The organism is Tardiphaga sp. GW821-FHT12E02 (genome assembly GCF_058807155.1).
The window spans coordinates 348,170-371,279 of the sequence record NZ_JBXAQK010000002.1 but is presented as its reverse complement, the minus strand read 5'-3'; the positions used below and the strand labels follow the sequence as shown (position 1 = coordinate 371,279).

General features: G+C 61.8%; 22 protein-coding genes. 12 read left to right on the top strand and 10 right to left on the bottom strand.

Going from position 1 to position 23,110, the window contains the following annotated elements:
• Positions 1-347 precede the first annotated feature (347 nt).
• The gene (locus AC1RQ5_RS29310; protein ID WP_493204245.1) at positions 348-1,571 is read left to right on the top strand and encodes an ABC transporter substrate-binding protein; all 1,224 of its coding nucleotides are present in this window, start codon (positions 348-350) and stop codon (positions 1,569-1,571) included.
• A 163-nt stretch (positions 1,572-1,734) separates the two neighbouring features.
• On the opposite strand, the gene AC1RQ5_RS29305 is transcribed toward AC1RQ5_RS29310, so the two are convergent.
• From AC1RQ5_RS29305 to AC1RQ5_RS29295, 3 genes are all read right to left on the bottom strand, one after another.
• Positions 1,735-3,810, bottom strand: a complete 2,076-nt coding sequence (locus AC1RQ5_RS29305) for a 2Fe-2S iron-sulfur cluster-binding protein (RefSeq protein ID WP_493204243.1) — start codon at positions 3,808-3,810, stop codon at positions 1,735-1,737.
• A 58-nt stretch (positions 3,811-3,868) separates the two neighbouring features.
• A complete protein-coding gene (locus tag AC1RQ5_RS29300; protein ID WP_493204241.1) occupies positions 3,869-4,486 on the bottom strand; it encodes a glutathione S-transferase family protein in 618 nt (205 codons plus the stop codon).
• Positions 4,487-4,653: 167 nt separating this feature from the next.
• Positions 4,654-6,876, bottom strand: coding sequence for a putative bifunctional diguanylate cyclase/phosphodiesterase (locus AC1RQ5_RS29295; protein ID WP_493204239.1), 2,223 nt, complete (start codon positions 6,874-6,876; stop codon positions 4,654-4,656).
• A gap of 367 nt (positions 6,877-7,243) precedes the next feature.
• Here AC1RQ5_RS29295 and mepA point away from each other — a divergent pair, with 367 nt between their 5' ends.
• The 6 genes from mepA (at position 7,244) to modC (ending at position 11,253) form a co-directional block, all read left to right on the top strand.
• Positions 7,244-8,179, top strand: a complete 936-nt coding sequence (gene mepA, locus AC1RQ5_RS29290) for a penicillin-insensitive murein endopeptidase (protein WP_493204237.1) — start codon at positions 7,244-7,246, stop codon at positions 8,177-8,179.
• Between the two features lie 26 nt (positions 8,180-8,205).
• On the top strand, positions 8,206-8,415 hold the full coding sequence (locus AC1RQ5_RS29285) for a TOBE domain-containing protein (protein WP_398475670.1): 210 nt from the start codon (positions 8,206-8,208) through the stop codon (positions 8,413-8,415).
• Positions 8,416-8,417: 2 nt separating this feature from the next.
• Positions 8,418-8,915 carry a hypothetical protein gene (locus AC1RQ5_RS29280; protein WP_493204235.1) on the top strand — a complete coding sequence of 166 codons (498 nt, stop codon included), beginning with the start codon at positions 8,418-8,420 and terminating at the stop codon, positions 8,913-8,915.
• Positions 8,916-9,088: 173 nt separating this feature from the next.
• Entirely contained in the window at positions 9,089-9,874 is a 786-nt protein-coding gene (gene modA, locus AC1RQ5_RS29275) for a molybdate ABC transporter substrate-binding protein (RefSeq protein ID WP_493204234.1), read from the top strand.
• Between the two features lies 1 nt (position 9,875).
• Positions 9,876-10,571 carry a molybdate ABC transporter permease subunit gene (gene modB / locus AC1RQ5_RS29270; RefSeq protein ID WP_398475676.1) on the top strand — a complete coding sequence of 232 codons (696 nt, stop codon included), beginning with the start codon at positions 9,876-9,878 and terminating at the stop codon, positions 10,569-10,571.
• Position 10,572: 1 nt separating this feature from the next.
• Positions 10,573-11,253 (top strand): molybdenum ABC transporter ATP-binding protein, encoded by a 681-nt coding sequence (modC, locus tag AC1RQ5_RS29265; RefSeq protein ID WP_493204231.1) that lies wholly within the window; start codon positions 10,573-10,575, stop codon positions 11,251-11,253.
• Positions 11,254-11,256: 3 nt separating this feature from the next.
• Here modC and AC1RQ5_RS29260 read toward each other — a convergent pair whose 3' ends face one another.
• Positions 11,257-13,053: a potassium/proton antiporter gene (locus AC1RQ5_RS29260; protein ID WP_493204230.1), complete on the bottom strand. Its 1,797-nt coding sequence runs from the start codon at positions 13,051-13,053 to the stop codon at positions 11,257-11,259.
• Between the two features lie 201 nt (positions 13,054-13,254).
• Here AC1RQ5_RS29260 and AC1RQ5_RS29255 point away from each other — a divergent pair, with 201 nt between their 5' ends.
• From AC1RQ5_RS29255 to radC, 4 genes are all read left to right on the top strand, one after another.
• On the top strand, positions 13,255-14,577 hold the full coding sequence (locus AC1RQ5_RS29255) for a mechanosensitive ion channel family protein (protein WP_493204229.1): 1,323 nt from the start codon (positions 13,255-13,257) through the stop codon (positions 14,575-14,577).
• A 4-nt stretch (positions 14,578-14,581) separates the two neighbouring features.
• A complete protein-coding gene (gene sfsA, locus AC1RQ5_RS29250; protein ID WP_493204228.1) occupies positions 14,582-15,295 on the top strand; it encodes a DNA/RNA nuclease SfsA in 714 nt (237 codons plus the stop codon).
• A 118-nt stretch (positions 15,296-15,413) separates the two neighbouring features.
• Complete coding sequence (map, locus tag AC1RQ5_RS29245) at positions 15,414-16,235, top strand: type I methionyl aminopeptidase (RefSeq protein WP_493204226.1); 822 nt, start codon at positions 15,414-15,416, stop codon at positions 16,233-16,235.
• A 90-nt stretch (positions 16,236-16,325) separates the two neighbouring features.
• A complete protein-coding gene (gene radC, locus AC1RQ5_RS29240) occupies positions 16,326-17,039 on the top strand; it encodes a RadC family protein (RefSeq protein ID WP_493204225.1) in 714 nt (237 codons plus the stop codon).
• Positions 17,040-17,042: 3 nt separating this feature from the next.
• Here radC and AC1RQ5_RS29235 read toward each other — a convergent pair whose 3' ends face one another.
• The 6 genes from AC1RQ5_RS29235 to AC1RQ5_RS29210 form a co-directional block, all read right to left on the bottom strand.
• On the bottom strand, positions 17,043-17,729 hold the full coding sequence (locus AC1RQ5_RS29235; protein ID WP_493204224.1) for a tetratricopeptide repeat protein: 687 nt from the start codon (positions 17,727-17,729) through the stop codon (positions 17,043-17,045).
• A 117-nt stretch (positions 17,730-17,846) separates the two neighbouring features.
• Entirely contained in the window at positions 17,847-18,530 is a 684-nt protein-coding gene (locus AC1RQ5_RS29230; RefSeq protein WP_493204537.1) for an AprI/Inh family metalloprotease inhibitor, read from the bottom strand.
• A 20-nt stretch (positions 18,531-18,550) separates the two neighbouring features.
• On the bottom strand, positions 18,551-19,534 hold the full coding sequence (locus tag AC1RQ5_RS29225) for a 2-hydroxyacid dehydrogenase (protein ID WP_493204222.1): 984 nt from the start codon (positions 19,532-19,534) through the stop codon (positions 18,551-18,553).
• Entirely contained in the window at positions 19,534-20,358 is an 825-nt protein-coding gene (locus tag AC1RQ5_RS29220) for an ABC transporter permease (protein ID WP_493204220.1), read from the bottom strand. Before AC1RQ5_RS29220 ends, AC1RQ5_RS29225 begins: the two co-directional genes overlap by 1 nt.
• Positions 20,355-21,137, bottom strand: coding sequence for an ABC transporter ATP-binding protein (locus tag AC1RQ5_RS29215; protein ID WP_493204219.1), 783 nt, complete (start codon positions 21,135-21,137; stop codon positions 20,355-20,357). The genes AC1RQ5_RS29220 and AC1RQ5_RS29215 overlap by 4 nt, the downstream gene beginning before the upstream one ends.
• Before the next feature lie 3 nt (positions 21,138-21,140).
• Entirely contained in the window at positions 21,141-22,130 is a 990-nt protein-coding gene (locus AC1RQ5_RS29210; RefSeq protein ID WP_493204536.1) for an ABC transporter substrate-binding protein, read from the bottom strand.
• Between the two features lie 130 nt (positions 22,131-22,260).
• Between AC1RQ5_RS29210 and AC1RQ5_RS29205 the strand changes: the two genes are divergently transcribed.
• A complete protein-coding gene (locus AC1RQ5_RS29205; protein WP_493204218.1) occupies positions 22,261-23,082 on the top strand; it encodes a creatininase family protein in 822 nt (273 codons plus the stop codon).
• Positions 23,083-23,110 lie beyond the last annotated feature (28 nt).

Below are 23,110 nucleotides of genomic sequence, written 5' to 3'. Positions count from 1 at the left end.
GTTGCTGCTAGGCTGCCGCCGGCCACGGGGCAGCAATCGTGTCAAAGCCACTCGATCTGACCGCTCACGGACTGCACGCCAACCCGACGTTCACGCGGACGGGCGGATACTCGGGATCGAAATCCTTCTTGTGAGCCAAACACTGGCTCCAGGTGACTGGCAGAAGGCACCTTTGCCCGGCGAGCGTTCGGCCGACGCAGCAGAATAACACCTGCGGCGCTGACTTCGGTCACCGCAACGGCCGCGACAAGTCTACCTAATTTCCCCCCTTGCCTCCCCGCCCGCCTCCCCTCATTCTCCCCTCACGACGCCGAAAACGGCGCGTTTGAAAAATCGGGGAGGACTTCATGACCGCGCATCGCGCGCTGGCGGCGACGTTTGCCGTCTCACTGCTTTTCGGCACCGCTCACGCCCAGCAGCTCGCAACACCCAGTAACGCCCCGCTCAAGATCGGTCTCATTGCCGATTTCGCGTCGGTCTATGCCGATATCGGCGGCCAGGGGAATGTCGAGGCGGCCAAGATCGCGATCGAGGAATTCGGCGGCAAGATGTTCGACAAGCCGATCGAACTCGTCACCGCCGATCCGTTGAATAAGGCCGACGCGGCGGCGACCATCGCGCGCCGATGGTACGAGGCCGAGGGCGTCGACATGATCATCGACCTGCCGACCTCCGCCACCGCGCTCGCCGCAATGGAGATGTCGAAGCAGTTCGAGAAGATCATGATCGTCACCGATGCGGCGTCATCGGACATCACCGGCAAATCCTGTTCGCCCTATACCGCGCACTGGACCTATGACACCTATGGCAACGCCCAGACCGTCGGCAGCGCCATCGTCAAGCAGGGCGGCGACAGCTGGTACTTCATCACGGCCGACTATCTGTTCGGCCATTCCATCGAGCGCGACACCGGCGACGTGATCCGCAAGGCCGGCGGCAAGATCGTCGGCAGCTCCAAACATCCGCTCAACACCGCGGATTTCTCGTCCTTCCTGCTGCAGGCGCAGTCGTCCAAGGCAAAAATCGTCGGCATGGCCAATGGCGGTGGCGACACCATCAACACCATCAAGCAGGCCTCGGAATTCGGCATCGTTGCCGGCGGCCAGAAGCTCGCGGGCATCGTGATGTTTATCTCGGACATCCACTCCCTCGGCCTCAAGATGGCCCAGGGCCTGATTATCACCGAGGCCTATTACTGGGATCTCAATGATCGCACCCGCGCCTTCGGCAAGAAGTTCTATGACAAGATGAAGCGGATGCCGACCATGAACCAGGCCGCGACCTATAGCGGCGTGCTGCATTATCTGAAGTCGGTGCAGGCCGCCGGCACCCGCGCCACCAAGCCGGTGCTCACCAAGATGCGCGAAACGCCGATCCGCGATGCGTTCACCGACAACGGCGTGCTGCGCGAGGACGGCCGCATGGTGCACAGCATGTTCCTGCTGGAAGTGAAGAAGCCGGAAGAGTCGAAATATCCGTGGGACTATTACAAGGTCCTCGCCGAAGTCCCCGGCGACCAGGTGTTCCGCCCGATGAAGGACGGCGGCTGCCAGTATGTGAAGAAGGACTGAGATTGCTGTGGTCCACAGTCTAGCTTCGTCATGCGCGGGCTTGTCCCGCGTATCCACGCCTTTCTCAATTCAGCAAAGACGTGGATGGCCGGGACAAGCCCGGCCATGACTGAGCTCTATGCAACTGGCGCCCGCCTCTGAGCAGGTGATGACCACCGGACCACTACAGTGCGATCTGAAGGCGGTTCGCTTCGTCGCCTTCAGAAGCCGCCGGAACTGCGCAGCAGATCAACACTTCATCATCGGCGACCGCGGCTGTGGGCTCCTGCGTATAGGTGACAGCGCCTGCCAGTAGCTTTACCCTGCAGGTGCCGCAGTTCCCCGCGCGGCAACTGTAATCGGGCCTCAGCCCTCGCGCCTCCGCCAGATCCAGCAGGGTGCCTGAATCCCGCGTCCAGCGCGCCTCCTTCAGGGATTCTGTAAACACCACATGCACTGGCACGGATGACGGCGGCCGCTGCTCCGGCGCCATGCCCTGTCCGTCCAGCTGGCGCACCAGTGACGCTGGTCCGAACGCTTCCGCATGAATACGTGCATCCGGGATGTTGCGTGCCCGCAGCCCGTCATAGATCGTCTGCATGAATGGCGACGGCCCGCAAAGATAGACGTCGTAATCCTCGATCGGCATGAAGCGGGACAGCAACTCCGCGTCGACACGTCCCGCGGCGTCATAATCGGCCACCTCTTCAGCATCGGAGACGTCGCCGAGAACCCGGAGAATGCGCACCGCGCCGCCGGCCGCATGCTCAAGTTCATCGAGCTCCCGCGTGAAGGCGCGGTCCTTTTTTGAACGAGCCGCCTGAACGACGATCGTGGACCGTACGTTCCGCTTCCGCAGCCCCTCATAGACCACGTGTTTCAACATTGCGAGCATCGGCGTGATGCCGATGCCGGCACCGACGAGCACCACCGGCCGCGGCTCCGTGGGATCGATGGTGAAATCACCGCCTGGCGCTCTCGCCTCGATGATATCGCCCAGCCTGATGTGATCGTGTAGCCATTGCGACACCACTCCATCGCGCTTCACGCTGATGCGATAGGCGTGATCGGAGGGCGCAACCGAGAGCGTATAGGTTCGGATGGTCATCTTGTCCGCGCCACCGACCGACAGCCTGATCGGAAGATACTGACCAGCCCGATGCGGAAGGAGGCCGGCACCGTCGGCAGGCTGCAAATGAAACGACCGTATCGTTGCGCTCTCATCGAAAATCTGCGCGACCTTGAATGGCCGCCACTTGGTCGCAAGCTCTGCTGCCTTCAGGCGATCGGCCGCTTGCTGCCAGTCACCGGTCATCAGCGACGCCGGCGACGCACCCGCAACCTGCGACGACCAACGCAGCGCCAACGCGCCGCGCCGGACGATGACGCGGCGTGGCTTGAACGTCCAAAGGCGTTCGGCCCCTTGAAATGCCGCAATCTCCGGCGAGTCGAGCACCACCTTCGCCTCCCCCGTCATCTGCAGGACATCGCCGGTCTCATAGTCGACGAACATCAGGCCGGCTTTTCCGTTCAGCAGGATATTGCCCAGCGTCGCAAAAAACAGGTTGCCGGCAAAATCAGGGATGGTGAGCGTGCCGTCGTCATTGATGCGCACAAAGCCAGGCCTGCCGCCACGGCTGGACACATCGACCTGCCGCCGATCCTCGCGCTCCACATAGGAGGCGACGAAAAACATATCAGATGCTTCGATCATGCCACGCGCATGCGCATCGAGCATTGCGCTCTCTTCGACATGTCCATCGAAAGCCTCGCGCGGATCGCGGGCGAACTCGTAGTCCCGGAGCTGGATGTAACGCGGGCAATTACCAAAGCTTTGATCCACGTCGAAATGAATCGCACCATCGGCCGATGGCCCGACGATCCCATTCACCCGGTTTCGTCGCCGGGTATGCATCTCGATCCCGAGAAGGCCAATCGCGTCGCCCTCGCGAACACCTGCGCTGGCGGGATCACTAGGATCTCGCAGAGCGTCGATGGTGAGTGACTGTGCCGTCGGCGACGAGATGAATCCAGGCTGGCCAATGGCGAATGTCGCCCAGGCGTCGCCGGCGCCATCCACGCTGCCCAGTGCGATGAACGGAATCTGCGCATAGAAGTCGCGATGCTGGGCCGGCATGTAATCACGCACGACGCGCTTGCCGACCTCGTCCATCTGATCAGAAACGCCCACTTGCTGCTGGATCGCCTTCTCACCGGCGTGCCAGATATCGAGTTTCGTCAGCGACTGCAGCTCTGCCATCGGTCCATCCTCACGAAGAGACACCGGGCGTATGCCTTCATACGCCCGGCAATCGCCATCAAGCCGCGGCCGACAGGCCAGCTGGTGTCTTGGCGAAAGGGACAAAACCTGGAAGAGCTTCGACCCGACGCAGGAACGCATTGACACCGGGATAGCCGGACAGATCGACATTTCCCTCGGGAGCGCTCGCGATATAGCTGTAGAGCGCGACATCGGCGATCGTCGGGCCGTTACCGACGAGCCAGTCGCGGCCGGCCAGATGCGCCTCGATCCGCCCGAGCAGTATATGTGCACGTGAAATCACTTCATCCGGATTGAAGCGGGCACCAAAGACAGTGATCAGCCGTGCCGCTGCAGGCCCGTAAGCAAGTTCTCCGGCTGCAACAGACAGCCAGCGCTGAACGGCAGCACTGCCTTTTGCATCTTCCGGAAGCCACTGGCTTTGGCCGGATGTCTTCGCGAGATAAACGAGGATCGCGTTGGAATCTGAGATGATCGTTCCGTCATCATCGAGCACCGGCACCTGGCCGAACGGATTGAGCGCCAGATATTCAGGTGTCTTGTGCGCTCCGGCGGCCAGATCGACCTCGATCAATTCATGGGGCAAACCGAGCAGCGAAACGAACAGATGCGCGCGATGGGCGTGACCCGACAGTGGAAAGTGATAAAGCTTCATGGAAGCAGTCCCTGAATTGATGGACGGGTCTATTCCCGTTCCGCCAGTCCAAACTGCTTCATGACCCGCCTGGAGAGAATGCGCGGCCGACGCACTTCATTATTGCACAAGATGAAATGATCGGACTTTCAACGGGCCGAACCGTCATAGGTCAAGCGCAAAGCAGATCACGCGACTTGTGCGCAGTCCCGCTGGTCATCGCCATTCAGCGTCATCGCCTGCGCGCGCAACAATTGGACGATTTCATCGTTCGGCCGTGCGCGGCTGAACAGAAACCCCTGCCCTTCATGGCAGCCCTCATTCCGGAGGCAGGCAAGCTCTTCCTCGGTCTCAACGCCTTCAGCGGTGATCGTGACGCCGAGGCCCATACCGAGATTGATGATCGACGACACGATCGCCTGCGCATCGCGATTGGCGCCGAGATCGCGCACAAAGGACTGGTCGATCTTGATCTTGTCGAACGGGAAGCTGCGGAGATAGCTCAGCGACGAATAACCGGTGCCGAAATCGTCCATCGAGATCCGCACGCCGAGCGCACGCAGCGCGTGCAGCGTCGCCAGCACCTGATTGCTCTTTTCGAGCAGGAGCGTTTCGGTGATTTCCAGCTCGAGCCGGCGCGGCGGCAGGCCGGATTGCTTCAGCGCATCCATCACCACCGAGAGCAGATTGCCGACCCGGAACTGCAGCGGCGACAGATTGACAGCGACACGCACTTCATCGGGCCAGCGTGCCGCATCGTTGCAGGCGCGGCGCAGGATCTGCGCGCCCAGCGCATTGATCAGGCCGGTGTCTTCGGCCACCGGAATGAACTCGCCGGGCGAGATCATGCCATGTTCGGGATGCGGCCAGCGCACCAGCGCCTCGCATCCGGTAATGCGGCCGGTCTTCAGATCGATGAGGGGTTGATAGTAGGGCCGGAGCTGATCGTCCTGGATCGCGGCGCGCAGATCGTTCTCGATCTTGCGGCGCGCCTGCGCCTTCGCATCCATGCCGGTTTCGAAGAAGCTGAAATTGCCGCGGGTATCGTTCTTGGCGCGCGATAGCGCCATATCGGCATTCTTCAGCAGCCGTTCGGATTCATCGCCATCGCCCGGCGCCATGGCGATACCGACGCTGGCGCCGATCACCACCGAATTTCCGTCGAGCAGGAAGGTTTCGCCGATCGCGTCCAACAAGCGACGCGCCAGCAGCGCGGCATCTTCGGGACGATGGATGCCGGTCTGGATGATCGCGAATTCGTCAGAGTTCAAACGCGCCAGCGCATCCTCTTCGCGCAACGACGAGCGCAACCGCCGCGCGACGCCGCGCAGCAGCTTGTCGCCGATCTCGTGGCCGAGCGAATCGTTGACACCCTTGAAATTGTCGATGCCGAGAAACAACACCGCGAGCTTTTCGCCGCTGCGGCGGACATGGGACAGCGTTTCGTCGAGCCGCTGGCGCAGCAGATTACGATTCGGCAGACCGGTCAGCGAATCGTGATGCGCCATGAAAGCCAGCCGCATCTCGGCGCGCTTGCGCTCGGTGATGTCCATCAGCGCCAGCATCACAGCCGGCTGCTCGTTATAGACGAGCTGGCGGGAATAGATGGCGAGATCGATCAGCTCGCCATCGGCCTTGACGTGCTTCCATGTCCGCGCCGCCTGCTCGTCGGCGGCATGTTCGCCGACCCATGGCGGGGCCGCTTCGAAAGCCTGCAACTGGCGGATCGTCAGCTTCTCGAATTCCGCGCGCGTATAGCCATAATGTTCTGCCGCCGCATCATTGACGCTGAGGATGCGCTCATCCGCCAACGCGCAGACGATCATCGGCACCGGATTGCTTTCGAACAGCAGGCGGAACGACGCCTCGCGCTGCTTCAGCTCGGTGATATCGACGCGCAAACCGACGACGCCACCGTCTTCGGTCAGGCGCTCTTCGATCAGGATCACACGGCCATCGGCCAGCTTCTGTTCGTGGCGCTCGCCGGGATGAAACATCTTGTCGACGCGCTCGGCGATCCACTCATCCTCGCGGCCAAGCGCGTCCGGATAATCACCACGCTCGACACCGACCCGGATCGTATCCTGCAGCCGGGCGCCCGGCGCGAACTGATCCGAACTGCGATTGTAGATTTCGGCGTATTTCTTGTTCCAGAGGATGTATCGCCCTTCGGCATCCAGGAACACGATACCCTGCGGCAGCAGATCGATGGCTTCACGCAGCCGCTCGTGCGACTTGCGGGCATCGACAATGGCCGCATCAGCCTGGGCGCGCTGACGCGCGAGTTCGCCGATCACGCCGATGGATCTCGGCGCGGCTGAAAATGGCGTCTTGGCAACACCCCTCGCGCGGTTGAAGCGCGGTTTGTGCGATGCCTTCAGTCCAGTCTTTTTGGGCCGGTCCTTCGGCATCCAGATTTTACTCGCATCCTGCGTGCGACATTATGTTCCGAAGTCTCTGAAGAAACGGTATCAGCAACCGCAACAACCCCACGGGATTACCGCAATCACTGCGCGAATAACCACAGTATCTGCACACACAACGGGCAAGCCCGTGCGCGATGCACTAACAGCCGGTTAATTCCAATCTCGGCAGCGTCTCAAAGCGGAGCATCCGACCATTCCTGCTCTTCGCGAGGGCTGGAGACAGCCATTGAATGCTGCGATGAATCCGCAGCAAAAAATCGCGCCATGCGGGAGGATGGTGAATGCCTGGTAAACATCCTGCGAGCCAGAAGCGCTGCGCTGACTTGTCGTCGGGCTCGGCTATAGTCCGGGCATGAGCTCCCGCCTGATTCTCAGCCTTATCCTGCCACTTGCCCTCGCTTCAGCGTCCACCAGCGCGCTGGCGCAGACCAAAGGCACGGTCGATCCAAGGCCGCTGCCCGCGCTCGCCAATCCCAACGATCCCGCGACACCGGCCAAGGAGCTGTTCGGCCGCAAGGCGCTGCCAACCCGCTCGGCGCCGCAGGTCATCGGCTTTTACGCCAAAGGCTGCATCGCCGGCGCCGAGGCACTGGCACTGAACGGCCCGACCTGGCAGGTGATGCGGCTGTCGCGCAACCGCAACTGGGCGCATCCGCAGATGGTCGAGCTGGTCGAGCGCGTCGCCGCCAAGGCAAACCGTGTCGCGGGCTGGCCAGGCATTCTGGTCGGCGACATGTCGCAGCCGCGCGGCGGGCCGATGCTCACCGGTCATGCCAGTCACCAGATCGGCCTCGATGCGGATATCTGGCTGACGCCGATGCCGAACCGGCAACTCTCACGCAACGAGCGTGAGGAGATGTCAGCTGTGATGATGGTCCGCAAGGATCGCCTCGACATCGATCCCGCCACCTGGACGCCGAGCCATCTGCCGGTGATTCGCGCAGCCGCGCAGGAGCCGAGCGTGGAGCGCATCTTCGTCAATGCCGCGATCAAGAAAGCGCTGTGCCGCGAAGCCAAGGGCGATCGCAGCTGGCTCTCCAAGGTGCGGCCGATGTACGGCCACGACTATCACTTCCACATCCGCATCAAGTGCCCCGCAGGCGCCGCAGATTGCGAATCCCAGCCACCGCCGACCGCAAGCGAAGGCTGCGCAGCCGGTGATCTCGCCTACTGGTTCAGCGACGCCGTGCTGCATCCAAAACCCCCGCCGGTGCCGCCGAAGCCGAAGCCGCCGATGACGCTGGCCGACATGCCTGCAGCTTGCCGGCAGGTTTTGAACGCACCATAGTCCGTCCCAAATCAAAGGAGATTCCCATGCGCATCAGTGCACGCAATCAGATCAAGGGCACCGTCCTCGAAGTCACCAAGGGCGCCACCACCTCCCATGTCCGAGTCGATATCGGCGGCGGCCAGGTCGTCACCTCCTCGATCACCAATGAAGCCGTCGCCGACCTCGCCCTCAAAGTTGGCGGCAAGGTGATCGTCGTCGTGAAAGCCTCGGACGTCATGATTGCGGTGGATTGATCATGCACGCGCGTCTGATTGTCGCGCTTGCTCTGCTGAGCGCGGCGCCCGCATGGGCGGCCGAGCCAAGCGGCTGCGACAAATTCAAGTGGCCGATCGACAAAGAGCGTGCCGCACTGATGTCACAAGATCGCCTCAAGACGGCCTCTGGAAATGAGCTCGAAATCCCCGCAAAAGCGGCTCTGGAGCTCAAGAATCCGACCGAGGCGAAGCTGCCGCGCGCACCCGAACGCAAACCGAAAGAAGGCACGTTTGCGGGCTTCGTGAAATTCAAAGCTCCCCCAAAAGCCGGTGCCTATTCGATCAGCCTGTCCTCCAATGCATGGATCGATGTGATCCAGGACGGCGAACAGTTGAAGCCGATGGAATTCAGCGGCGCCACCGATTGCGCCGGCATTCGCAAGGTGGTCAAGTTCGATCTCTCCGGTGGCCCGTTCGCCGTGCAGATTTCCGGCGCTTCAGAAACAAGCATCAACGTCGCGGTGCTGCCCGCAGAATAGCGCAAGGGGCCTTTACCCCTCAGAGCCGCCTGAGTATTGTCGCGGCGCGATATCCCGGATGGACCGTAAGTCCCCGGGATTGCCGGAACGGCGCTTCCGCCTGTCGCTCATCCCACCTCACCAACGCCTGAGCTGCGCGCCTTTCGCGCTGCGCTCACGCATGGAGCGCCAACATGAAACGCATTGCCGGACTTTTCGCCGCTGTCTCGATCCTGCTCGGATCGAGTTTCACGCCTGTCCATGCGCAGGACAAGAGCCTGACCGTCTTCGCCGCCGCCTCGATGAAGAACGCGCTCGACGAACTCAACGCCGCCTATACGGCCAAGTCAGGCGTCAAGGTGACGTCCAGCTACGCCGCAAGCTCTGCGCTCGCCAAGCAGATCGAACAGGGCGCGCCAGCCGACATCTTCATCTCCGCCGACCAGGAATGGATGGACTATTCGGTCGGCAAGAAGGACATCAACGAAGCCTCCCGCGTGAGCCTGCTCGGCAACAGCATCGTGCTGATCGCCGGCAAGGATTCCAAGCTCGCCAATGTCACCATCGGCCAGGGTTTTGACCTCGCCAAGCTCGCCGGCGACGGCAAGATCGCCACCGGCGACGTGAAGTCGGTGCCCGTTGGCAAATATGCCAAGGCCGCACTGGAAAAGCTTGGCAGCTGGACCGCGGCAGAACCGAAATTCGCAATGGCCGAAAGCGTGCGCGCTGCGCTGACGCTGGTGTCCCGCGGCGAGGCGCCGCTCGGCATCGTCTACGCGACTGACGCCAAGATCGATCCGGGCGTGAAGGTCATCGGCACCTTCCCGGCGGACTCGCATCCGGCAATCGTCTATCCGGCGGCTGCGACCGCCAAGGCCAAGAGCGAAGCCGCCGACTATATCGCTTTCCTGAAAAGCTCGGCGTCGAAGACCGTGATGGAGAAATACGGCTTCACCTTCCTGGCCAAGCCGACCAGCTGACGTGTTCGATATCACTCCCGAAGAATGGACGGCGATCCTGCTTTCGATCAGGGTCGCCGTGATCGCAACCCTGATCTCGACTCCGCTCGGCATCGCCGTGGCGTGGCTGCTGGCGCGCCGTGATTTTTGGGGTAAAGCTTTCATCGATGCCTTTATCTATTTGCCTCTGGTGCTGCCGCCCGTTGTCACCGGCTATTTGTTGCTGATCATGCTCGGCAAGCGCGGCGTGCTCGGTTCGTTTCTCGCCGAACATTTCGGCATCGTCTTCGCCTTCCGTTGGACCGGCGCAGCACTGGCTTGCGGCGTGATGTCGTTTCCGCTGCTGGTGCGCCCGATCCGGCTATCCATCGAAGCCGTCGATCGCAAACTCGAACAGGCCGCGAGCACGCTTGGCGCATCGCCGTGGAAGGTTTTCATCACCGTGACGTTGCCGCTCGCATTGCCTGGTGTTCTCGCCGGCATGGTGCTCGGCTTTGCCAAGGCCATCGGCGAATTTGGCGCGACTATTACCTTTGTCTCAAATATTCCTGGCGAGACCCAGACGATCTCGTCGGCAATCTATTCGCTGATCCAGACGCCAGACGGTGACGCTGCGGCGTCGCGTCTTGTGATCATCTCGATCAGCATCGCGGTCATCGCTCTGATCCTCTCGGAATGGTTCGCGCGCCGCGCGACGCAACGTCTGCATGGCAACTGACATGCTGCGAGTGGAAGTCTTCAAACAACTCGGCGACTTTTCGGTGGACGTCACCTTCACCAGCGAAGGCCGTGTCACCGGCCTGTTCGGCTCATCCGGCGCCGGCAAGACATCGCTGATCAGCATGATCGCCGGTCTCGTACAGCCTGACCGTGGCATCATCGCCATGGACAAGGCCGTTCTCTACGACCGCAGCAAGAATATCGACCTGCCCGCGCATCGGCGCCGTATCGGCTATGTCTTTCAGGACGCCCGCCTGTTTCCGCATCTGAGCGTGGCGCAGAATCTCGACTACGGCCGGCGTATGAACCATCTGACGCGCGATGCGGCGGAAGAAGATCGTATCACTGCGATGCTGGATATCGGCCATCTGCTGACGCGCCGTCCGGGTGGCCTCTCGGGTGGCGAACGCCAGCGTGTCGCGCTCGGCCGGGCACTGCTGGCGCAACCGCGATTACTGCTGCTGGACGAACCGCTCGGGGCTCTGGACGAAGCACGCAAGGCCGAGATCATGCCCTATCTGATCCGCCTGCGCGACGAAGGCGATGTGCCGATGGTGCTGGTCAGCCACGATGCCGACGAGATGCGGCAGTTGGCAACGAATGTGGTGTTGCTGAAGGGCGGCCGGGTGGCAGGGCATGGCGGCACGGAGGTGTTACCGCGCTGGCAGCCGGCGGCGTAAGCTCTACGCTCCCGACAACCCCGCCAAGGTTCGCTTCAGCTTGACGCGAAAGACCTGTGCCCGGCTCAACCGCGGCAATGGCTCCGGCTCGTCTTCCGGCAGACGCAGACCGACCACATTCACACGGCCGCCGCCAAGGCTGCGGGCGACGAGATCGATCGTATCAATCGGCACGGCCGCCCCGACTTTCGGCGCGCGGTCGAGATGAATGTCGAAATAATCCGCCAGCGTCAGCGAGGCCTGCGTGGGATCGATGGCAATGCCATAGATGGCAGCGAGATCGCCGAGCGTAGTCTCGCCGGGCACCATGAAGTCGCCGAGCAGATGCGGATCCGGCGCCGTGCTCGGCGGCATATCGACGAAGAATCGGTCGAGCGACTCCGCTTTTTCCGGCGGCGCCAGCAGATAGAGATAATCACCAGCGGCCACCGGGGCGGCCTCCTCCGGCGTCAGGATCTGCTCGTCGCGGATCACAAGCGTCGGCTTCGACCAGGACGGGATCAGGCCGCGCTTGAGATACAGGCTCTTCGGCCGGACCGAATAACCCACCAGCTGTTGCTCGAGCTGACCGGGCAGATCCAGCTCAATACGTCGCGGCCCACGATCGGTGCGCGGCAGCGCCACATGCAGCAGGCGGGCGGCATAACCCAGCGTCCAGCCCTGAAACAGCAGCGAGATGATAACCACGACGAACGCGACGTCGAAATACAAATGCGCATTGGGCAACCCGACCAGCATCGGGATCGAGGCCAGGAAGATCGCCACCGCGCCCCGCAGGCCGACCCAGGACACGAACGCCTTTTCTCGCCAGTTGAACCGGAATGGCTGCAAACAGAGAAAGACCGCCAACGGCCGAGCCACCACCATCAGCACCACCGCCACAGCGATGGCCGGCAGGATGCTGCTCACCAGCCGCTCGGGCGACACCAGCAGGCCTAGCATCACGAACATCACGATCTGCGCCAGCCAGGTGGCGGCGTCGAGAAAGGTGACCACCGAATTATGCGCGCGGGTCGGCCGGTTGCCGATCACCATGCCGGCGAGATAGACGGCGAGGAAGCCGGAGGCATGAGCGATCTGGGCGAGGCCAAAGATCACCAGCGCTGCGGTGCAGACAAAGGGCGCATGCAGGCCCTGCGGGAGCGCCACGCGGTTCATCGCCATCACCACCAACAGGCCACCGACCATGCCGATCAGCGTGCCAAGCACGGATTCCTGCAGGAATTCCATCACCACGTGGCCGGCGGAGGCATCGCCCAGCGACAGCAGTTTCACCAGCGTCAGGGTGAGAAACACCGCGAAAGGATCATTGGTGCCGGATTCCACTTCCAGCATGGCGCCGACGCGTGGACGCAGACGCAGGCCCTGCGCGTGCACCAGCAAGAACACGGCTGCAGCATCGGTGGAGGCGATGACGGCCCCGGTTAGCAGGCCCTCGGTCCAGCTCATGCCCAGCGTGTATTTGGCGACCGGTGCCGTGATCAGCGCCGTGAGCAACACGCCCACCGTCGCCAGCATCATCGATGGCGCCAGCACCGTCTGAATCGCCTTGAAATGTGTTTTCAGCCCGCCGTCGAACAGGATCAGGGCCAGTGACACCGAGCCGACCACATAGGCCGTTTTCACGTCATCGAAATGCAGGCCGCCAGGGCCGGCCTCGCCCGCCGCCATGCCGATGAACAGGAAGAACAGCAGCAATGGTGCGCCGAAGCGCAGCGCGAGCAAGCTCGACAGGATGCCCGCCATGACGAGCACGGCACCGAGCAGGATCGCGATACTGACTGAGTCGAGCGAGGCCATGTGTCTCCGAAGGCAGAAAGACTAGCAAATCCATGCTTATCGTCGCGATGACGCGGCGCCAAACAATTTCTGCCCGAGGTTGGACTGTAGGTATAATTGCTGCGATGTGGTGGCTCGAGGGCAACGCCGCAATGGCGCCACCAAGGCGGCTGTGTGAATCTCTGCCTCATTCGAATCAAATATATCCGCGAGCGCCCTTCGATGTTTGATCTGGCCGATGCTCATACATTCGTCCTCGAAACGGCGAAGTCGTTAGGCGCAGAATTTTCGTCGCCTTGGTTCTATCTCCAATTCGGCCTCATGCTGGCCGCCGCCGGCATCGCGGCAGGCATCGGCTCGTTGGTGCGCGCGAAAATCGATCTGACATCGCTGGTGATGGGATGGCCGGGGCCGCTGCGGATGTTCATCCGCGTGCTGATCGACAGTATATCGACCGCCGTTTTCGCGATCCTCACGATCATCGCCCGAGAACTCATGCTGAGCGCAACTTTGCCGAGCCGCAGCTATCTGCTCGCGGTCGTCGCAAAACTGGCGCTAGCCTGGCTGGTGATCCGGCTCGTGACCAGCATCATTCACAACCCGCTGATCGTGCGGCTGGTGTCGATCTCGGCCTGGTTTGTAGCCGCGCTGAGCATCCTCAATCTGCTGGCCCCGACCATCACCTTTCTCGACGGCCCCGGCATCGATCTCGGCGGCCTCAGGCTGACGCCGCTGCTGGTCATCAAGCTGGCCGTCCTGCTCGCACTGGCGCTGTGGGTGGCCAATATCATCAGCAATTTCCTCGAAGGCCGCATCCGGCAATCCCATGACCTGACGCCCTCGGTGCAGGTGCTGCTCACCAAGCTCGTGCGATTGCTGATGATGGTGTTCGCCGTGGCGCTGGTGATGGGCGCAGTCGGCATCAATCTCGCGGCGCTCGCGGTGTTTTCCGGCGCGGTCGGCGTGGGCATCGGCTTCGGCTTGCAGAAGATCGTCGCCAATTTCATCAGCGGCGTGATCCTCCTGGCAGACAAATCGGTGAAGCCCGGCGATCTCGTCACAATCGGCGACAGTTCGGGCCGTATCAGCGCGATGAACACGCGCTACATCTCGGTCGCCGCCGGCGACGGCCGCGAATTCCTGATCCCCAATGAGGACCTGATCACCAAGAAGGTCGTGAACTGGACCTATACGGACAAGGACACGCTGGTGAAGGTGAATTTCGGCACCAATTACGACGCCGATCCGCGCCTCGTCTGCCAGCTCGCCATCGACTGCGCCGCCGCTTCGCCGCGCGCTTCGGCTTTGAAGCCACCGAATTGCCTGCTTGGCGAATTCGCCGAAACCGGGATGCGCTTTTCGCTCACCTTCTGGATCGACTCGCCGGACGGAATGGACGCCGTGAAAAGCGACGTGATGCTGGCGCTGTGGGACGCCTTCAAGCGCGAAGGCATCCGCGTGCCCTACCCAGTGCGCGAGATCAAGATTCGCGGCGGCGCGCTACCGGTGGAGACGATCGCCGAAGTAACCGCCGGGCCGGAATAAGGCGATGAAGCTTCCGCTCGACCTGGTGCCGGCGATACTCGTTCGCCGCTACAAACGCTTTCTCGCCGATGTCGAACTGGCCGACGGCAGCATCATCACCGCGCATGTGGCCAATCCCGGCGCGATGATCGGATTGCAGGCGCCCGGCGCGCGGGTGTGGCTGTCACTATCGACGAGCAAGACGCGAAAGCTGCCTTATTCATGGGAGTTGGTCGAAGCCGATTTCGGCAACGGGCCGGAGCTCGTCGGCGTCAATACGATCCATCCCAATGCCATCGTCGCCGAGGCGCTGGCGGAAGGTGCAATCCCGGAATTGACGGGCTACTCCTCGATTCGGCGCGAGGTGAAATATGGCGAGAAATCGCGCGTCGACTTCCTGCTCGAGCATCCTGATCGGCCCCCCTGCTATGTCGAGGTCAAGAATGTCCACATGATGCGCAAGCCGGGGTTGGCCGAGTTTCCGGATTCGGTGACCGCCCGCGGCGCCCGGCATCTGGAGGAACTCGCCGCCATGGTGGCGCTTGGTGCACGCGCGGTGCTGCTGTTCGTGGCGCAGATCGGGTCGAGCCAGCGGGTCGCCGTCGCCCGAGACATCGATCCCGCCTATGGCCGCGCCTTCGACAAGGCTTGCGCTGCAGGCGTCGAGGTCCTGGCCTATACCTGCGCAATCGACCACGGCAGCATCGTCTTGGCCCGAAAAGTGGTGATCGAACCGTGACTTGGCGGGGGCATGACGCTCACCCGTGAAGCACGACAGGGCAGCTTTGGCTTGCGCTCAGCGCCCCGATCATTAGATTAGGGCGCATCATCCCATTGTCACAGAACCAGAATTTCCCATGAGCTACACCGACGCCTCCGACACCGCCCTGCGCAAGACCGGGCAGATCAAACTGCACGGCGAATCGGCGTTTGCGGCCATGCGCAAGGCCGGTGCGCTGGTGTCGGAATGCCTGGATGCGCTCACCGATCTGGTCAAGCCCGGCCTCGTGACCTCGGCGATCGACGATTTCGTCCGCGAATTCGCCTTCAGCCACGGCGCCTTCCCGGCGACGCTGATGTATCGCGGCTATCGCTTCTCCACCTGCACCTCGATCAACCACGTGGTCTGCCACGGCATGCCGGAGGCGCGCGCGCTGAAGGAAGGCGACATCGTCAATATCGACGTCACCTTCATCGTCGATGGCTGGTATGGCGACTCGAGCCGCATGTATGGCGTCGGCGAACTGCCGCGCAAGGCGGAGCGGCTGGTCGAGGTGACCTATGAATCGATGATGCGCGGCATCGCGGCAGTAAAGCCGGGCAACACCACCGGCGATATCGGCCATGCGATCCAGAGCTTTGTCGAACCGCAGGGCATGAGCGTGGTGCGCGATTTCTGCGGCCACGGTCTTGGTCGCCTGTTCCATGACGAACCGAATATCATCCATGTCGGCCGCCCTGGCGAAGGCGTGACGCTGCGCCCAGGCATGTTGTTCACCATTGAACCGATGATCAATCTCGGCAAGCCGCATGTGAAAGTGCTGTCCGACGGCTGGACCGCGGTGACCCGCGATCGTTCGCTGTCGGCACAGTTCGAGCACACGGTGGGCGTGACGGAGACGGGCGTCGAGGTGTTCACCCTGTCCAAGCGCCATAACGAAAAGCTGCTAGGGGCCTGAGCTCCTCGATTGCGACAAGCCGTCACGCATTTTTAGGTTGCAAACCCTGCCGAGCGCGGCATGCTCACGAACACGCATCAGCGAGTTCGCATGCCTGCCTCATCGAACAGCCTCCTGCCCGGCCTTTCCGAAGCGCCGCATTTTCACGGCCATCGCGACCGGCTGCGTGCGCGTTTCCGCAGCGCCGGTGCCGAAGCACTCAGTGACTATGAGCTGTTGGAGCTGGTGCTGTTTCGAGCGCTGCCGCGGCGAGATGTGAAGCCACTGGCCAAGGCCTTGATCCAGGCTTTCGGCTCCTTCGCGGAAACCGTGCATGCGCCCGATGCGCGGCTGCGCGAGATCGGCGGTCTCGGTGAAGCCGCCATCACCGAAATCAAGCTGATCGCCGCCACCTCCAGCCGTGTCGCCAAGGGCCAGCTCAAACAGCGCACCATGCTATCGTCATGGGCCACGGTGATCGACTATTGCCGCACGACCATGGCATTTGCCGATAAGGAGCAATTCCGCATCCTGTTTCTCGACAAACGCAATCAGCTGATCGCCGACGAGGTGCAACAAATCGGTACGATCGATCACACGCCGGTCTATCCGCGCGAAGTGGTGAAACGCGCGCTGGAGCTATCGGCAACCGCGATCATCATGGTGCATAATCACCCCTCCGGCGATCCGACGCCGTCGCAGGCCGATATCCAGATGACCAAGGCGGTGATCGACGTGAGCAAACCGCTCGGTATCGCGGTTCATGACCACATCATCGTCGGCAAGAATGGGCATGCGAGCTTGAAGGGAATGAAGGTAATCTGACCTCTAGTTCTTGGCGGTCTTCAGGTGGTCTTCCGCGGCGCTGATGCCCTTTTTGGCCTTGAGTGTGAGAGCGGTGACTTGCGGCTTCCTTTCGGCCACCATTTTCTCAGCAGCCTTGAGCTCCGCTGCGGATAGAAAGGTTGCCATCTCGCCGACTTTCTTCCGGGGTGCCATGTCTGACAGCTTGAAATACGCGTAGGACAAAGAGAGATCCTGCGGCGCACCTTTACCCTCCGAATAGGCGCGGAAAAGGCTGAACAGAGCGCGGGGGTATCCCTGATCGCCCGCCATCTTCCACCATTTCAGTGCCTGTTCCGAATTTCCGCGCCGATCATAGAGATTGGCCACATCGTGCTGAGCGAGCGCATAGCCGGCCTCCGCAGCAACGAGTTTGTATTTCAAGGCTTGATCAGAATCGGAAGCGACGATGCCCTCGCCCTGGCCGTCATAGTAACAGCCGAGCTTATAGGCGCCGAGCGGGTGGTTCGAGGCGGCTGATTTCTGAAACCACGCGAATGCCTGGCTGCGATCCTGCGGAGTGCCAATGCCATTGTTGTACATCATGCCAAGATGATACTGCGCCTCGGCGTCTCCCTTCTGCGCCAAGACCGCCATGGCTTCGAAGGATGCCGTATCGTTTGCCTTGGCGGGCGGCGAGAAGAATAAAAGGCACGAGAACAACAGAGCCAAAAATCTCATCTTACCCTCCAAGGGTCTGACCGAATGTCCCTTGGTCTTCCGCAACAGAAATAGGTTCGAACCCGCCCAGGTTCGCGTTCAGCAAATGCGGCTGGTCAAGCGGTAAATTTACTGCCGCAGCAGGATCAATGGATCCGCCATATCCGGCATCCGCCGCCATTGGGCGTTATCATCGGCCTCAAAGTGCCAGGTCTCGCCACTCGCGGAAAACATCAGCAATTCACCACGCTCCAGACGCCACTCCTTCGGCTTGAAATTTGTGACCAAAGGGTCGCAACGCGGCTTGAGAAAGAGCTGGAAATTGTCGGGGCTGGCTTCGTTGTTGGTGAGCGTCAGGCCGCAAATGGCGCGGCCATTGCCGCGAACGATGGACCAGTCGCCGATCATCGAATCCATCGTCTTCGACAACGCCCGCGCGGCCGCAAGGTTCTGCAGGATATAGACACCCTCGCCGGAACGGATACCCTCAAAAATGCCGCTCTCGACTTCGGTGAGGTCGATCACCGACTCGCCCGCCGATGTCTGCAGGCGGACGATGTCGAGGCCCTTGATACCCCAGGCCACGATATCCTTGGTGAAGGGCAGCGCCTTGGGGCAATCGGGCTCGAGTTCGAGCTTCAAGCCCTGCGGCGAACTGTCGGGCTTGAGCGTGACCACACAGGTCTTGCTGCGCTCGGTGGTCGAGAGCTCCCACTGCCCGATCATGTTCTTCTTCAGTGCCGCAGCATCCTGCGCCTGCGCCGGTGCGCCAATGACCACCGCGCCGGCCACAGCCAGCGCGAACCGCATCATGCGAACCGGCACGCGCATGCTCAGCGGGCCTTGACCGGAGTTTCCGGAATCGGCGTCAGCACAGGCTTGCCGCCGAACCAGAGCTTCAGGTTGTCGATCACCATCTGATCCATGGCATTGCGCGTCACCACCGAGGCCGAGCCGACATGAGGCAGCAAAACCACGTTTTGCAACGCCTTCAACTCATCCGGCACCTTCGGCTCCTGTGCGAACACGTCGAGACCGGCAGCGAGGATGGTGCCCGATTTGAGCGCCTGGATCAGCGCTGGCTCGTCGATGACAGAACCACGCGCGACATTCACGATGATGCCGCGCGGGCCGAGCGCCTGCATCACTTCGGCATTGACGAGATTGGCCGTCGATGGCCCGCCAGGGGTGATGACGATCAGCGTATCCACTGCCTTCGCCATCTCGACGAGGTTCGGATAGTGCTGATACGCAATGCCCGCGGCGGGATTGCGCGAGTGATAAACCACAGGCACCAGCGAGGCATCGAGACGGCGCGCGATGGCCTGGCCGATGCGGCCCATGCCGACCATGCCGACCTTGCGATCACGCAGCGAACCGACGGTGAGCGGATAGCCCTGGGTCAGCCACAGGCCGGATCGGACATATTTGTCAGCCTTGATAAATTCGCGCGCGGTGGCGATGAACAGACCGAGGGCGACGTCGGCAACCTCTTCGGTCAGCACGTCCGGCGTATTGGTGACGATGATATTATGCTCGGCGGCATATTTCGCATCGATGTGATCATAGCCAACGCCGAAAGATGAGATGATCTCGATATTCGGATATTTCGACAGCACCGCGCCATTGGTGGGCACCAGGCCCGTCACGGCGATGCCGCGGAGCTTCTCGGCAATGCCGGGGGGCAGCCGCTCCAGATCGGGCTGGGTTTCATATTTATGCAACACGAACTGATCTGAAAAACCATTCTCGATCAGCGGCTTTGACGGCCCATAGATCAGCAGGTCGATCTTGTCCGAAGAGATTCCCGTCCCCATTATTTTTCCTTTCGCAGTGCACTTTCATGCCAGCGCCGCAGCATCCAATGCGACGCCAGCGCGAGCAGCATATAAATCACAATCCCCGCCACGGACAGTAACAATAGCGCGGCAAACATGCGGGGAATATTGAGGCGATAGCTGGATTCGGTGATGCGATAGGCCAGCCCTGATCCAGCGCCGGCCGCACCGGCTGCGATCTCGGCCGCGACCGCCCCGATCAGGGACAGACCGCCTGCAATACGCAGCCCGCCGAGAATATAGGGCATGGCCGACGGCAGTTGCAGATAACGCAGTGTCTGCCAGCGCGAGGCGCCATTGAGCTGGAACAGGCCGGCGAGATTGCGGTCCACCGAATTCAGCCCCAGCGTCGTATTAGCCAACACCGGGAAGAAGGCGACGATCCAGGCGCAGGCGACCACGGCCGCCTCCTGCGGCAGATAGATCAGCATCAAGGGCGCAATGGCGATCACCGGCGTCACCTGCAGCACGACGGCATAAGGCAGCAGGGAGTATTCGAGCCATTTCGACTGGTTGAACAGCAGCGCCAGCGCGATGCCGCCGATCGCCGCGGCGATAAAACCTTCCAGTGCCGTTAGCAATGTGACACCCAGTGAAGCCGAGAGGATCGGCCAGTCGGCCATCAGCGTCTGTCCGACCAGGAGCGGTCCCGGCAGAATGTAAGGCTGGATCTCCCCGAGTCGAACGACGAGATCCCACGCAACGACGCCGCAGAGAAACACGACCACCGGCCAGATGATGCGCTGCCAGCGCCCATCACCGGACGCCCGCTCCACCATCGGCAATGGCTCAAGCCCCTTCATGCCAGCGCCTCCGCCTCGCTCGCCTGCATCAGTGCCTGCGAAACATCGCGGCAATGACCGGAATAGGCGACAGAGGTGCGAAACGCGTCATCTCGCGGCTCGCGGGCATCGATCCGGCGTTCGGTGTGAACTCGACCGGGGCGCGAGGTCATGATCACCACGCGCTGCGACAGATAGACCGCCTCATAGACCGAATGCGTCACGAAGACGATGGTCTTGCCAAGCTTGCGCCATAGCGCCAGCAGATCGTTGTTGAGCTTGAACCGCGTGATTTCGTCGAGCGCGGCGAATGGCTCGTCGAGCAGCAGGATATCCGGCGACGTCACCAGCGCCCGCGCCAGCGACACCCGCATCTTCATGCCGCCGGACAATTCGCGCGGATAGGCTTCGGCGAAGTCGGCGAGACCCACTTGCGCCAAAGCGTCAGCGACACGCGGAGCCGACTCCGCATCTGCCACATGGGCGAGCTTGAGCGGCAGCCGCACATTCTCGCGGACCGTCGTCCACGGCATCAGCGTCGGCTCCTGGAATACAAAGCCGATGCTCTGGCGCGAGGCGCGGGCCGGCACCTCGATGGAGCCGAAGGATGGGGCGGCCAGTCCAGCGATCAAGCGCAGCGCCGTCGACTTGCCGCAGCCGGAGGCCCCGAGCAGCGAGACGAATTCACCCTTGCGGATATCGAGATCGAGCGGGCCGAGCGCACGCGTGCCGCCCTCATAGACTTTCGCCACGCCGCGCAGGCGTATCGCAAACTGATCCTGAGGCGCCACGGACGACACCGGCTATTTCTTCGGCCGCAGATCGATGCCGACGCCCTTGTTGACGAATTGCAGCGTATAAGCACGGCGGTAATCGATATCGCGCTTGACCACGCCGGCACGGGACATCTTGTCGAAGAAACTCGCCGCGCGCTCGTCGCTCATGGCGCCGATACCGTTCTTGAGCGTATCGCCGGAATCGACGATGCCCTTGTCGCGCATCGCAGCTGTGGAATAGGCCAGCAGCTCATCGGTCATTTCCGGATTGAGCTTCTTGATCAGCGCATTGGCAGCTTTGTTGTCGCCATAGAGATAATTGTACCAGCCGATGATCGAGGCATCGACGAAGCGCTGTACGAGGTCAGGCGATTTCTCGACGGTCTCGCGCCGCGCCTCGATCAGCGTCGAATAGCCATTGAGGCCGTAGTCCGCGAGCAGCATGACATTGGGTTTGAAGCCCGCCTGTTTCTCGATCAGGAACGGCTCGGAGGTGACATAACCCTGCATGGCGCTATTCTTGTCCACGAGGAAAGGCTGGGCGTTGTAGTTGTAGGGCTTCACCTTGGACTCGCTGAAGCCGAATTCCAGCTTCATCCACTGGAAGTAGCCGACAATGCCTTCCTTCGAAATGAACAGCGTCTTCGATTTGAGGTCGTCCAGCTTCGTGACCTTCGGATCGGGATGCGACACAAAGACCTGCGGGTCTTTCTGGAAAATCGCGGCGATCGCCACCACCGGCACATTATTGGCCACCGCGTCGAAGGACTGCAGCGTATTGGCACTCATGAAGAAATCCAGCTTGCCGGAGATGAGCAGGATACGATTGTTAACGTTCGGACCGCCCGGCACGATGGTAACGTCGAGGCCGTATTGCTTGTAGGTGCCGTCAGCCACGGCCTGGAAGAAGCCGCCATGCTCGGCCTCGGCGACCCAATTGGTGCCGAAGCTGACCTTGTCGAGCTTGCCGTCGGGTTTTCCTTGCGCCAGCACGGGCGACAGCGACGCTGACATCATCGCCAAGCCGATGGTTAACACGCGCAGCAGGGGAAACCGACCCATATTGGACTCCAGTGACATTTCTGCCCCATGATAGAAAGCATTCGCGCGACTGACTACCCCGCTCCCCTGCAAAGAAATGCCTGCCATGACTTCATCCGCACCGCATCTTGACTGGACTGCCATCCATTGGCCCGACATCGCCAAAGGCGATCCGTTCTCATGGATTGCGGTGCTGCCGTTGGCCGCGACGGAACAGCATGGACCGCATCTGCCGCTTGCAACCGACGTCCTGATCGCCGAAGCCTATCTCGCCGAGGTCCAGCGGCTATTGCCGGCGGATATCCCGGCCACCTTCCTGCCGGTGCAGCCGATCGGCATCTCGACAGAGCACCTCTCCTTTCCCGGCACGCTCACGCTGCCGACCGAGATCGCCTTGCAGGGCTGGACGGCGATCGGCGAGAGCATCGCGCGTGCCGGCGTGCAGAAGCTCGTGATGGTGACCAGCCATGGCGGCAACAGCGCGGCAATGACGCTAGCCGCACAGGATCTGCGCGCCGAATACGGCATGCTGGTTGCGACCACGAGCTGGTCGCGGTTTGGTGTGCCCCCGGGGCTGTTCAGCGACGAGGAAGTTCGCCACGGCATCCATGGCGGCGCGGTCGAGACCTCGATCATGCTGGCGCGCTATCCTCAACACGTGCGCCAGGACAAAATCGCGAACTTCGTGCCATCCACCATCGCAATGGAAAAGGACTATCGCTGGCTCTCCGCCGGCCGCCCGGCGCCATTCGCCTGGCAGGCGGAAGACCTGCATCCCTCAGGCGCGATCGGCGATGCGACCCAGGCGACGGCAGAAAAGGGCGGGCAATTATTGAAGCACGGCGCCAAGGCGTTCTGCGAATTGCTGGATGACATGCACCGCTTTGATGCGACGGTGTTCGATCGCGAGCCGGATGCGGGTCGATAGTTTTTCAAACAAACTGACGACTGTTCCC